At 68.9% G+C, this 13,628-nt stretch carries 6 protein-coding genes; 1 reads left to right on the top strand and 5 read right to left on the bottom strand.

Annotation, left to right across the window (positions count from 1 at the left end):
• The 4 genes from ALI144C_RS02965 to ALI144C_RS02980 all read right to left on the bottom strand — a co-directional run.
• Window positions 1-3,807, bottom strand: a 3,807-nt coding sequence (locus ALI144C_RS02965; protein ID WP_237773937.1) for a DUF11 domain-containing protein, incomplete at its 3' end; no start/stop codon positions are given.
• Between the two features lie 490 nt (window positions 3,808-4,297).
• Complete coding sequence (locus ALI144C_RS02970; RefSeq protein WP_076985436.1) at window positions 4,298-6,076, bottom strand: S8 family serine peptidase; 1,779 nt, start codon at window positions 6,074-6,076, stop codon at window positions 4,298-4,300.
• A 118-nt stretch (window positions 6,077-6,194) separates the two neighbouring features.
• Window positions 6,195-8,912, bottom strand: coding sequence for a LuxR C-terminal-related transcriptional regulator (locus tag ALI144C_RS02975; RefSeq protein WP_076985437.1), 2,718 nt, complete (start codon window positions 8,910-8,912; stop codon window positions 6,195-6,197).
• A gap of 91 nt (window positions 8,913-9,003) precedes the next feature.
• Entirely contained in the window at window positions 9,004-10,560 is a 1,557-nt protein-coding gene (locus tag ALI144C_RS02980) for a phytoene desaturase family protein (RefSeq protein WP_076985502.1), read from the bottom strand.
• A gap of 175 nt (window positions 10,561-10,735) precedes the next feature.
• On the opposite strand from ALI144C_RS02980, the gene ALI144C_RS02985 reads away from it, so the two are divergent.
• On the top strand, window positions 10,736-12,652 hold the full coding sequence (locus ALI144C_RS02985; protein ID WP_076985438.1) for a hypothetical protein: 1,917 nt from the start codon (window positions 10,736-10,738) through the stop codon (window positions 12,650-12,652).
• Between the two features lie 6 nt (window positions 12,653-12,658).
• Here ALI144C_RS02985 and ALI144C_RS02990 read toward each other — a convergent pair whose 3' ends face one another.
• A complete protein-coding gene (locus ALI144C_RS02990; protein WP_076985439.1) occupies window positions 12,659-13,621 on the bottom strand; it encodes a helix-turn-helix transcriptional regulator in 963 nt (320 codons plus the stop codon).
• Window positions 13,622-13,628 lie beyond the last annotated feature (7 nt).

Here is a 13,628-nt window from a genome sequence, read left to right on the forward strand (position 1 = left end):
CACGGTCGCGGTCTGGCCGACAGCCAAGTCGCCGGTCCACGTCAGCTTCGGCGCCGCATAGACCACTGAACCCACCGAAGCCGCACCATCGTTCTGGTAGTCGGCGTCATCAAGAACCTTCGTCAGGTCATCGGTGAACGTCGCTCCAGTGAGCGGAGTCTGACCAGCGTTGCGAACAGTCACCGTGTACTTCACGACATCGCCGGGATTCGCCGACTGCTTGTCCACCGTCTTGGCGATCTCAAGACCGGAAACCGGCGTGGTGGTCGTGCATTCCGGAATGGCCCGGCCCGGTGGGCAGTTCCCACCTGGGGTGTCGGTCGTGACCACGTTGGTGAGCCGGTTGTCCCCCGTGTTCGGCCTCTTCACCTTCACCGAATAGGTCAAGGTCGTCGACTGCCCTGCTTTCAGGTCGCCTGTCCAGGCCAGCTTCGGGGACGTGAACGTGAACGCACCCGCGACTGGCGCGCCCTTGGCGTCGTTCTGGTAATCCGCGTCATCCAGAACCGCGGACAAATCGTCCGTCACACGCACGGCCTGGTCACCGACCAGATCCACCTTGCCCGTATTGGTCACCGTCACCGTGTACGTCACAACGTCACCCGGATTCGCCGACGACTTGTCGACCTTCTTGCTCACCGTCAAACCCTTGACCGGGACCTTCGTCGAACAGGCCGGGTCGGTGGATCCGGGCGGGCAGTTGCTGCCCGGGGTGTCCGAGGTGACGACGTTGCCGAGCTCCTTGTCGCCGGTGTCGGGGTTCTTGACCTTCACCGTGTAGGTGATCGTCGCTTCCTGCCCGACGCCGAGCGAACCGGTCCACTTCAGATTCGGCGTGGTGAACGTGACAGCGCCGATCGACGCGGTCGCGTCGTTCTGGTAGTCCGCGTCGTCCAGGACCTTCGTCATGTCGTCGGTGAAGGTCGCTCCGGTGTACGGGGTCTGGCCGGTGTTCTTCACCGTCACCGTGTACTTCACGACATCGCCGGGGTTCGCCGTCTGCTTGTCGACGGTCTTCTTGATCGCCAGGCCCGAGACAGGGGTTGTCGTGGTGCACTTCGGGTCCGTGGAACCCGGCGGGCAGTTGCCACCCGGAGTGTTCGACGTGACAACGTTGGTCAGCTTGTCGTCACCCGTGTTCGGCTTCTTCACCTTCACCGAATACGTGACCGTCGCCGTCTGACCGACAGCCAGATCACCGGTCCAGGTCAACCTCAGAGAAGCGAACGACACCGAACCAACCGAAGCCGCACCGTCGTTCTGGTAGTCGGCGTCATCAAGAACCTTCGACAGATCATCGGTGAACGTCGCACCGGTGTACGGAGTCTGGCCCGTGTTCTTCACCGTCACCGTGTACTTCACGACATCACCGGGGTTCGCCGACTGTTTGTCGACCGTCTTGGCGATCGCGAGCCCGGACACCGGGGTCGTCGTGGTGCAGTTCGGGTCCGTGGAACCCGGCGGGCAGTTGCCACCCGGGGTGTCCGACGTGACCACGTTGGTCAGCCGATTGTCCCCCGTGTTCGGCTTCTTCACCTTCACCGAGTACGTGATGTCCACGGTTTGGCCCGCCGCCAGCGAACCTGTCCACGTCACCTTCGGCGCGGTGTAGGCAACGCTGCCCACTCCCCCGGGAACGGTCGCGGCGTCGTTCTGGTAGTCGGCGTCGTCCAGGACACCGGTCAGGTCGTCGACGACCTTCAGCCCGCTCGCGGTGACCTTGCCGGTGTTGGTCACCGTCACCGTGTACTTCACGACGTCACCGGGGTTCGCGGACTGCTTGTCCGCCTTCTTCTTCACTGTGTACGCGGCCGATGGCACCTTGGTTTTCGCGCAGGCCGCAACAGGGTCGTCCGGGCACCGGTTCTCCGGTGGGACGACCGGTGGCGGGCCGATGGGTACGTTGGCGCGGTTGACGAGTTCCTTGCCGATGGCGGCTTGCTCGACCCGGACGCGCACGGTCAACGTGGCGGTTTCCCGCACCGCCAGACCGCCGACAGCCCAGTCGATCGGACCCGTACCTGTCGCGGTTCCCTTCGACGCCTGGGACGACACGTACGTCGTTCCCGGTGGCAACGTGTCGCGGACTGTCAGCGCGGGCACGGGAATGACACCTGTGTTCCGCACCGTGACGGTGTAGGTGAGGATGTCGCCCGGGACCGCTTCGGCCAGGTCGACGGTCTTGGTCAGCTGGTATCCCGGCGAGGCCACGGTGTTCCGGACCGTGTTCGAGGTCCGCTGCTGCTCGCGTCCGGTGTCCTGGCCGCGGAAGTCGAGTTTCGCCGTGTTGTCGAGCTTCGTGCCGTCGGGCACGGTCGCGCCGACCGTCACCTTGAACGACACCTGCTGCGACTCGCCCGGTTTCAGGTTTCCCAGACGGCACGTGACCAGTTGCCCCGCGGCGGAACAGTTCGGATTCGAACCCGCCACGAACGTCATGCCTGTCGGCAGGGTGTCGGTCAGGACGATGTTGGTGGCGGTGTCCAGGTCGGTTGTCGAGCCATCGGCGTGTTTGTTGGCCACGTCGAAGCTGTAGGTGACCTCGCTGCCCTTGGTCACATAGCCAGGCGGGTTGTCGTTGGTGTTCCCGACCGGGTTGTTGGCCTTGGTGATCTGCAGGTCGGGTTCGAGCGCGTCCGTGACGAGCCAGACCACCTGGGGGTAGATCGCGTCGCCGACCGTGCCGATCTTCACCTGCATCGTGGAGGAGCCCGCAGGCACCTTGCCGGTGATGTCGATCATGCGGGAGTCGTAACCCAGGTTGTTCACGGGGTTCGGGTTCCGGGTGGTGACGTTCGAGCCTGAGCCGTTCGACGACACCCGGTCGATGCGGCTGCTGAAGGCGTTGTTGGTGACCACACCCGCTGGCGCCGGGAGCGGGACGTCCCTGAGGCTGGCGGCGTTCGGCCCCACCTGGAGGTAGTCGCCGGTGATGGGCGCGTCGCCGTCGCCCGCCACGATGCCGAGCATGACGTTGGGATCGCGGGACGTCGGGGCCTTGATGCCGCCGAGGGAGATGGTGGCGCTGACCGGGCTCCCGCCACCGGCCACCTTCTGCAACCCGTCCCACATCTGTAGGTACCGCAGCGGCTCGCTGGCCAGTTCGTAGGCCACCACCAGCGACCAGCCGCCCCAGCAGCCCAGGTTCGTGCCACTGACCGACTGGCCCTGGCACGCTTGGATGTCGGCGACCGTGTAGTCACCGGCGCCGGCGTTGGTCACGAGGTTGGTGACGTCCGCCGCGCCGCCATAGGCGTACAGGGTCGGGTAGTAGCCGGTTCCGAGAGCGTCGAACCAGTCGTAGGTGTCCGCTGTGATCCGTTGGTAGCCGGCCGCCCCCGGTGTCTTCATCGACACCTGCACACCGGCCTGGCCGTTGCCGGACCAGCTGGGCGTCGTGGAGCTGACCGGGTTGAACTGCCAGTAGAGGCGGGCGTTGAGCACCTTGGCGCCCGCGGGGATGTTCAGTCGCGCGGATGAGGCCGTGTTGCCGGGAGCGTTCGGGTCCACCTTGACCCACGACACCGAACTCGCGTTGCTCGCCGACGGGTCACAGAACACGCCTGGGCTGCACGTGACCACGGAGTTCGCCGCCATGGTGACGGCGCCGTGCGCCAGACCGGAGTACACCGGCTGCGGCCCGATCGGCCGCTCGGTCCCCGCGCCGCGCGGCTGTGCGGACGGCTGGGCGGACGGCTGGGCGGCCGACGCTGTCCCCGGCGAGACGACGAGCAGGAGCACCGTGATGGCGGTGACCAGGGCGACAAACCGGTTCCACTGCTGTCGCCCGATCCATCTTGGACACACCGGCACGCCGCCTCCCGCTGCTCCGCTCGCCGCCAACGAGGCCGACTCACCAGGCATCTTGCGGTGCGGTGATCACCCGCGCCATCCGGAACAGGGCAGCGGTACGGAGAAAGCGACTCTCGAGCACGAAAAACCCCCCGAACGGGTGACGAACTCGTCCTCGTCCACTTCAGACTGTCCAAGTGGAGCAGAGCCGCTCATTCGATGAGGTGGCAGGCCGCGCACTCCGCACCAGGGAAGAGGAACCGTGAAACACCTAGGGATCGCGACCGCCGCCACGCTTGCGCTGGTGTCGTTCACCGGCTTCACCTCCGTGGCTCGACAGAAGCGGACACGGCGTGGCAGCGGCGACTCTCGTCAACTGGTGAACACGGAGTTCCGCACCTGTGCCGAATACCGGGGCACCTCAACAAGCCGTGATTCCTGAGCGATAGCAGGTGCGGCTTGGCCCGAAGCGGGCCAAGCCGCACCTTCCCGACCCGGAAACCAGTCAGAAGGCGAAGCAGAGCGGTTCGTTGATGTGCTTGTGGCAGCGGACCTCGTGGCTGGTGGTGCCCTTCTGGTTCTTGCTGTCGGTGACTGTGAGCGTCACGGTGTACGTCTTGGCCACGTTCGGATAGGTGTGTGACGCGGTCCGGCCGGAGCCGGTGGTGCCGTCGCCGAACGCCCACGCGTAGCCGCTGACCGAGCCTTCCTGGTCTGCGGACGCGCTGCCGTCGAAGGAACAGGTTCCCTTCTGGCAACGGGAGGTGAACGCGGCCGTCGGCGGCAGGTCACCGGCCTTGACCAGACGACGCGTGGTGTTGGTCTTGCCGTCGTTGTCGGTCACGACAAGCCGGACGCTGTAGTAGGCGGCCGTGTTGTACGTGTGCGATGTGGTTTTGCCGGAGCCGGTGGTGCCGTCCCCGAATTCCCACGCATAGCTCGTGATCGTGCCGTCCGGGTCCTTGGCCGCGGCGGCGTCGAACGAGCACGTGGTGTTGCTGGCGGAGCAGGTGCCGGTGAACGCGGCGGTGGGGCGGCCGGGGTCGGCGGGACCGGCCGGGTAGTCCTGGGCGGAGCTGACGTCCAGCAGCGGCTCGGTGATGCCGTCACCGGAGTCGTCGCGCCAGGTGGTGTTGCCCGTGTCGACCAGGCGTTGCCGGACGGCCATGACGCCGTCGCGGTTGGTGGGCCGGTTGCCGCTGACGGTGAGCAACGCGGCGGCACCGGCGACGTGCGGCGACGCCATCGACGTGCCGCTGAAGGTCTGGTAGCCGCCGTTCTTGTAGGTGGACAGGATGCACGTGCCGGGCGCCGCGATCTCCACCGACGGGCCGAAGTTGCTGAAGTCGGCCAACGTGTCGTCCTGATCGGCACGGCACGTCGACGCCGCGCCACCGCCTGCCGCGCCGTTGAAGTCCGCCAGTGCGGAGACCGTCACCACGTCGGGGTGGTTGGCCGGGGAGAAGGTCCTGGCGTCCTTGTGGTTGTTGCCCGCCGCGACGACGAACACCACGCCTCGCCCGACCGCGGTCGAGATCGCCTGGTTGAGGGCGTCGGTCGAGCAGTTCTCACAGCCGAGGCTCATGTTGGCGACCTCGATCTCGTCGGCGTGCGCGGCGACCCAGTCAACCCCGGCGACGACACCGGACAGTTGTCCGCTGCCGCCCGCGTCCAGGACCTTGACCGACCAGATCCGGGCGCCCGGCGCGATGCCGACCACGCCCGCACCGTCGTCGCGGGCGCCGATCGTGCCTGCGACGTGGCTGCCGTGACCGTGGTCGTCGGTGCCGGAGTTGTCGGTGCACGTCGTGGTGTTGAGGCAGGTGGTCTGGGCGACCACGGTGAGGTCCGGGTGTTTGGCGTCGACCCCTGTGTCGATCACGGCGACGTCGGCGTCCGCGACGAAGTCGTTGACCCCGTTGATCTTCAAGGTGGGGTTGTCGGGCGCGAACGCCCGGTCGACACCGGTTGGCACGGTCTGGTCAGTGGTGTGCATGACGACATCCGGCTCCACGGACGCCACGCGCGGATCGCGGCGCAACGCCTCGGCACCCGCGGCTGTCAGGCTCGCGGAGAAGCCACGCAGTGCGTTGTGGTAGACGTTCTTGATCTGACCGCCGTGCTGCTGCACGGCGTTGGACATCGCCTCGGCGGACTGTCCGCGCAGTGCGACGACGTAGTCGGACCGCGTGGTGTCCGGCTGGGCGACCGCCGGGATGGCGGCCGTGGCCAGTGCGAGCACGCCCAGTCCGGCCAGCACTGTCCTTTGTAGCTTTTCGTACACGGATTTCCTCCTGATGCAGGGATTTCGTGGAGGTTCCGCAATCGGGTTGCGGTGTCACCATCGTGCAGAACGGCACGTGCGGGCAACAACGCCGGAAATCGTGGGTAGGGGTACGCATTCACCGTATGTCGCCGATGTCCTCCCTGCGCGTGACGCCGAGCTTGTGCAGCACGCGTGCGGCATGGCGTTCGACGGTCCGTGGCGAGAGGAACAGCACCTCGGCGATCTGCCGGTTCGTCCTGCCCGACGCCATCAGCCGCGCCACCTCTTGTTCTCGCGGGGACAGTTCCGCGCCATAGCCGCGACGGCCGCGCCGTGGCCCAGGCATGCCGCCGTGTTCCCGGGCGAGACGGCCGCAGCGCGCGGCGTCCCACGTGGCGCCCAGCGTCGTGAACAACCGGCACGCGTCGGCCAACTGTTCGACCCCCTCCTGATGCCCGGCTGCCAGGGAACAACGGGCGGCCGCTTCCATCGCGGCGGCCTGCTCGTACGGGCGTGGTAGCGCCGCGAGCAGTGCGGCGGACTCGGTGTGCAGATTCGCCGCGTCGGCGAACTGACCGCGGTCGGCGGCGATCGCGCCCCGGCAGCCGGGGATCATCGCGTGGCCCAACGGGCAGTCGCGTGGGCCGATGTCCGCGGCGAACTCGTCGGCGAGGCGCCGGGCCGACGCGGTGTCCCCGGTGTGCAGGAATGCCCGCACCCCGGCGTCGGCCAGTTCGGCCGCCCACGCCCAGGTTTCCTTGGCCCGCACCATGTCGAGCGCACGCGTCAGTTCCGGGAGCGCTTCGTCGACGCGTCCGCGGGCCATCGCCAGCCGGACGAGAGTGGCTGCCGCGACCAGAACGACGTGTGAGCACCAGCCGTTGGTCGGCCGCAGACCGGGTGCGCGGAGAAACGCCTCCGCCTCTGTCCACTCGCCACGAGCCAGCGCGAGATGCCCCAGCACCAGTGACGCGTCCGCGGCGGCGAACGGTGTCTGCGCCGACGCGACCACGTGCTCACGGGCGGCGGCCTCGATGCCAGGCCACTGCCCGACGGCCACAGCCTGGCGCAATCCGTTCGAGATCATCATGTGCCGCAGGTACGACGGCCGGGTCCGACCGGCCAGGTGCTCGGCCTTGCCGTGGAACTCCTCGGCCGAAGCGTGGTGGCCCAGTGAAATCGCTATGTCGGTGAAGTTGCTGAAGCCGCGTGCCAGTTCACGGCGCTCCCCGGTGGTGGCAGGCGCGTCGGGCAGGTCCGCGATGGCCTGCCACGCGCGAGGATCGCCGATCTGCAGCAACGCGCCCGCACGGTTGACCCTGATGGCCATGTGCAGTGCCGGGTCACCTCGTTGGGGCAGTGTCCGGTCCAGTCTGGTCAGCCAGGACAGGTGCTCAGCGAGGGGGCCGCTGCCCCAGCACGGCATGGCCAGCGCGGACATCGCGCGGGCGGCCAGCAGCGGGCGTCTGCGCAACTCGCGGACCGCGACCAGGAGGTGGGCGCGCTGCTCGTCTCCGTCGCCTGCCTGGTTTCCGACCAGCAGCCCGAAGTGCAGGCGCAACTCGCCGCGCACACCGTCGGGCAACAAGTCGTCAGCGAGCAGGTCACGGAGCAACGCCATGGTCTCGTCATAGGCCAGGCTGTCGAGCGCGAGGCGGCCGAGCCGTCCCGCCAACGCGGCCCGTACCCTGCTGGGCAGTGCGGAGTCGCCCAGCAGCGTACGCACCAGCGCCACCGCCGCCTCCGGTTCGCCCGACCGGACGGCTCGTTCGGCCGCCTTCTCCGCGTGCCGCGCCGCTGTGGTCAGGTCACCGGCCGCGCGGCTGTGGTGCACCAGTTCTGTCGACTGCTCCCCACGCCGGTCGAGCACGCGTGCGACCGTGGCGTGCATCCGGTGCCGTTCGACCGCAGAGGTCGCCTGTGCGACGGCCAGACCGATCAGCGGCGGCTGGAACTCGAACACCCCGGCGTGGCACAACTCCAGCAGGTCCGCGTCGACCGCGTGGGTCAGCATGGCTCTGGCCCGGTCCGCGTCGATCCGGCACATCTCGGCCGGGATGTCGGCGGTGAACGGGCCGCGCAGCACCGATGCGGCGGTGATCAGGCGTCGCGCCGGGACGGGCAGCGCGCGGAGCCGTTCGGCGACCAGGTCGACGACCGCCTCCGGCACCCCGCGCCGCAGCAGCGCTTCGTGCGGATCACCCTGGTCCGGTCGCAGGTGTGTGAGCACTTCGGTGACGAACAGCGGGATCCCGCCGGTCAGGCGGTGGACGGCGGCCGCCCAGTCCGGTGGGCCGGCCACGTCCCGCACGGCCAGCGGACCCAGTTCGAACCGGTGCAACGCCGCCGAGCCCCATCGTGCCCACAGCGGACGTTTGCTTCCCGGCGTGTAGGTGAGCAGCAGCGCGACGTCGTCCGGCGGCCGGGAGGCGCAGCACCTCAGTGTGTGCCGTGACCACCGGTCGGCCAGGTCGACGTCGTCCACCACGACGAGCACGGGCGAGCCGGACAGGGCGGCGGTCTCGGCCAGCAGTTCACGCACAGCGGCGCAGGTGCGGTAGTCGGGCGTGCCGCGTGCGGTCCCCGCTTCGGCGGCGGCGAGGGCCTCGGCTGCCCGGATCGCCGGGCAGCCCGCTTCCACCAGGCCACGCACCAGTTCCCGGACCACGACGTACGGTTCGTCCGGCAGCCCACGGCAGTCGACGAGCACACGGACGGCGCCGGGCCCAGTGTCAGGTCCGCTGGCCAGCGCACGGGCGGCGAGCCAGGTCTTGCCCATCCCCGCCGCGCCGCTGACCAGCACGACGGCCGGAGTGCGGGCAAGAGCCGCGCGCACGTCGTCGACGGTCCGCATGTCGCACCCCCGGAGCGTGCGCGAACTTGCTCGAAAGTGCGACTGACACTACATCTTCAATCACCCTCCAGGAGAGGGCCGTGCGTAGGGTTCAGTCCAGCAGCCCCTTCGCCACGATGTATCCGGACGCCCCGTTGACGCCGTGACCAGGCCAGGTGGCCGCGCCCAGCATCCACAGGCCCGGCACGACCGTCTGGTGCGACGGCTGCGCGGGCAACGGCCGGAACACGTAGCTCTGCGCCAGGTCATGGCTGCCGCCGTACGGGTCGCCAGGGCCGGTGTTGCGGTTGGCCTTGGCCAGTTCCGCCGGGCTGGTGACGTGCATGCCGAGGATCGCGTCGGGCAGGTTCAGCACGCTGCGCGAGGCGACCTCGATGACGCGGTCGGCGAAAGCATTCTTCACGTCCTCGGTCCAGCCGTTGGTCTCGATGAGGCCTGCCGCGTCGCCGATCGGCCGGGTGGGCACGTCCAGCAACTGGAGACGGGCCACGGCCCGGCCGGGCGGGCAGCGCTCCGGGTCCACTGTGGATGGTGAGTCGAAGCTGATCGTCGGCTCGGCGGGCAGCAGGCCGCGGGTGGCCTCGTTGACCGACCGGGACAACGCGTCCAGTCCGCCGCTCAGGTGCGGCTGACCGGCCAGCGCCAACCGTTCGTCGGCGAACCGGGGCGGCTCCGACAGCGCGAGGTGGAGCTGGAAGCAGCCACGGCCGTAGCGGTACTTCCCAGCCTGACGGCGGATCGTGTCCGGCACCGCCTCCAGCAGCTCCAGGTAGAGCTGGTCCGGGTTGACCGACGCGACCACCGCGCGCCCGGCCCGATGAGTGTCCCCGCCTGCCACACGCACGCCGGTGGCCTGCCCGTTCTCGACCAGGATTCGTTCGACGCGCTGTCCGGTACGCACGCTGCCGCCGAAGTGCTCGATCAGCCGGACGAGCGCCTCGGCGAGCCGGCCGCTGCCCCCGGCCGGTGTCGGCATCCCCGCGCCGCTGAGCGCGATCTGGACGAGGATCACCCACAGCGCGCTGTTGACCTCGTCCGGCCCGCGGCCGAGGTGCAGCGCCCACGGCGCCAGGCCGCCGCGTACGACCGGCGAGGTGAACGTCTCGGTGAGCAGGTCACGCCCGGTCCGGGTGAACAGGTGCGCGAACGCGGAGAAACGGCCGTCCTCGTCGTGGAACAGGTCGTGGATCTCGCGCGACTTCGTCGCCAGGTCCGCGCCCATCAACTCGAACACCGGCCCGGCGTACGGCTCGAAGTCCGCGAGCATCCCGGCGAGCGCCCCGCCGTCCCCCGGTGAGAGCCGGTCGAACTCGGCGACGGTCTCGTCGAGGTCCTGGGAGAACACAGCCGTGCCCTGCCCCGGCATCGAGATGCCCGACCAGTACCGCGGTTGCCTGTACAGCAGGCCCAGCGCGGCCAGGTCCGGCGCCAGTTCGGCGTAGGCGGGCCCGCCGGTGAACAGCGGGTGCGCCGTCGAGTAGGTGTCGTGGTGGAAGCCGGGCAGGGTCAGCTCCTCGGTCCGCACGAACCCACCAGGCCGGTCGCGCTCCTCCAGCACGAGCACACCCCATCCGGCCCGCGCCAGCAACGCACCCGCGACGAGTGCGTTGTGACCGCTGCCGACGATCACCGCGTCCCAAGTTTCCATACGCCCGAAGGTAGTCACATCCCACCACGCGATCGCGTGTTCTTCCCCGATGGACGCGGAATCGTGCACGGCCGCCTGTACCGCGTGAGGTCTACCGCGGATGGTTGACGGGCCACCGCGGATCTCAACCGCTGATTTGACGCGGCACGAGGTGCACGCGCCTATCGTTGCCGCCGTGGAGAAGATCGCGCGTGCCATGGTGTCCGGGGCGGCTGTCATGTCGCTCGCCGTGCCGGTCCCGGTGTCCGCTGCCGAACCTGTACAGATCACCATCTCCGCTGACAGTGATGAAGGTCCGGTCCGCGCCGAACTGCTCGGCGCGAACCACCGCTACCCCGGTCTCGGCTACGGCATGTGGGACCCGGTCGCGAACGCGCCACGACCGGAGGCGGTGGCGGCGACCAAGCGGGCCGGGCTCACGATGATCCGCTACCCCGGCGGCACGGTGGCCAACACGTTCCGCTGGAAACGCGCCATCGGACCAGCGGCACAACGCGGCTGCCAGACCGACGGCCGCGACTGGACCAAGGCGGACAGCACCTACGGGCCGATGGAGCACATGCGGTTCGTGGCGGCGACCGGCGCGCAGGCCCAGATCATGGTGCCCTTCGCGGTGATCACGCCGGGCAACGCCGCCGACTGGGTCGAGTTCATGAACGCCGAAGTGGGGACCAACCCCAACGGCGGGACCGCGTGGGCTCAGGTCCGCGCGGACAACGGACACCCGCGACCCTACGGCGTTCGGAACTGGGAGTTGGGCAACGAGCACTACCTGCGTGGCCAGCAACGCTATTGGATGGACCAGGACCCGGCGGTGGCCGTCGACCAGTACATCAAGGGCGGCGTGGTCCGGATTCCCGCCGAACCGCTGGGCAAGGACTGCGCACATCCGGACAGCGGTGTGCCCGCCGGCGGGACAGCGGGCGAGGTGTTCGAGGTCAAGCACGCGCCGGTCGTCCCGGCGAGCGTGCAGGTCACGGTCAACGGCACAGCCTGGCGCCGAGTCGACGACCTGGCCACCGCGAAGCCGGGCGACGCCGTGTTCGCCGTCGACCGCCCGGTCGACGGGCGGATCCGGTTCGGCGACGGCGTCCACGGCCGCAAGCTGCCCGCCGGTGCGCGGGTGTCGGCGTCCTACCAGTCGGTCCACAGTGGATTTCCCGAGTTCTACCGGGCCATGAAACAGGTCGACCCGTCGATCCAGGTGTGCTCGAGCTGGGGCACGGTCGCGTTCCCGAAACGGATGAAGGCACTGGGACACACCGGGGACTACGACTGCGTGACCGCACACCCGTACACGAACTTCGCCGCGGAGAAGGACGCGAACGGCAACCCGCGAGACGCGTGGACCACTCCGCTCGACGGGCACGACCAGCACATGATGAGCGCCTGGACCCGCGTCGAGCAGACGCAGGCGCTCAAGACAGCGATCAGCGACAGCGGGAGCAAGGCCTACGTGGCGTTGTCGGAGTTCGGCGCGCTGTGGGGACCCGACCCCGGCGCGCCCACGCCGTTCTACCGATGGAACACCTCGATGACCCACGCGCTGTACATGGCCTCGCAGTGGATCCGCTGGATGTACCACGACATCCGGTACGCCGAGGGCAACGACCTGTTCACCACGCCGCTGCGCTACGGCCTCTTCCACGGCACCACACCGGTTTTCACCTCGGAAGCGGTCACCAGGGAGGTGATCAAGCCGCTGTTCCACGCGGGCGGGCACCGATTGACCCGCAAGATCACCGGCAACCCGGTCCGCGTCGTGGATCCCGCCAACTGCGGCAACGGCAACGACGGCTGTTACGAAGCCCTTGTCGTCGCCGCTACACGCGGTGCGAACGGCCGCACGTACGTCATGGTCGTCAACCGCATGCCCGGCAACGGCGACGCGGTGACGGCACGGCTGACCTTCACCGGTGGGCTCACCGCGACCACCGCCCACGTCCAAGCCACGCAGAGCGCGGACTTCACCAGCTACAACGACGAGGCCACGACGGGGGTCACCGCACGGACCACGTCCCTGCCGGTGAGCGGCAACGGCTTCACCTACACCTTCGCACCGCACTCGGTGACGTTGCAGGAGTTGAGCTAACGGACATCACCCAGGATCCCTGGCGGCTGCCCGGTAACGGTCGGCCAGCTCGTCCAGCGTCCGGCGCAGTTCCGGCGGATCGAGCACGGTGAACGCGATACCGATGCTGCCGAGGAAACTCGCCAGGTCGTCCAGCGTCTCACCGCCGGTCTCCAGGACGCAACTGGTCTCGCCGTCGCTGTGCAGCACGCCCGCCATCGGGGAGATGCGTTCGGCGACCGTCTCGACGGGAGCGTGGAAACGCACCTGTGCCGGGTGTTTCCACGCCCGCGAGCTGACTCCACGCAGCACGTGCCGGGCGGCGTCACCGTCGGGTGGCTCGCGCGGGGTGAACCGGGGCCCGGTCGGCACACGGGGGCTGATCCGGTCGGCGCGGAACGTCCGCCAGTCGCCTCGGTCGTTGTCCCAGGCCAGCAGGTACCAGCGGCGTCCGCCGTAGACGAGGCGGTGGGGTTCGACAGTGCGGACGGTCGCCATCCCGTCGTGGCCCTGGTAGTCGAAGCGCAGCCGCTCGTGGTCGCGGATCACGGCGGAGAGCGTGCTCAGAGTCGCCGCGTCCAGGGTCGGCCCGCGGCCGGGCACCGCGACCGTGGCCACGCGGATCGCGTCGACGCGGTGCCGCAACCGGGACGGCAGCATCTGCTGGAGCTTGGTGAGCGCGCGCAACGAGGTCTCCTCGATGCCGGTGACGGAGCCACCCGCGGCCGCGTGCAGGCTGACCGCGACCGCGATGGTCTCCTCGTCGTCCAGCAGCAGCGGCGGCAGCGACGTACCTGCGCCAAGCCGGTAGCCACCCGCCGTCCCGGTCGTCGAGTGGACCTCGTAACCCAGGATGCGCAGCCGTTCGATGTCGTTGCGCACGGTCCTGCTCGTCACGTCCAGCCGGTCGGCCAGCTCCGAGCCGCGCCAGTCCGGCCGTGACTGCAACAACGACAGCAATCGCAACAGCCGCACCGAGGTTTCCAACATTTCTCAA

Source organism: Actinosynnema sp. ALI-1.44, assembly GCF_001984155.1.
In the GTDB taxonomy this organism is placed as follows: Bacteria; Actinomycetota; Actinomycetes; order Mycobacteriales; family Pseudonocardiaceae; genus Kibdelosporangium.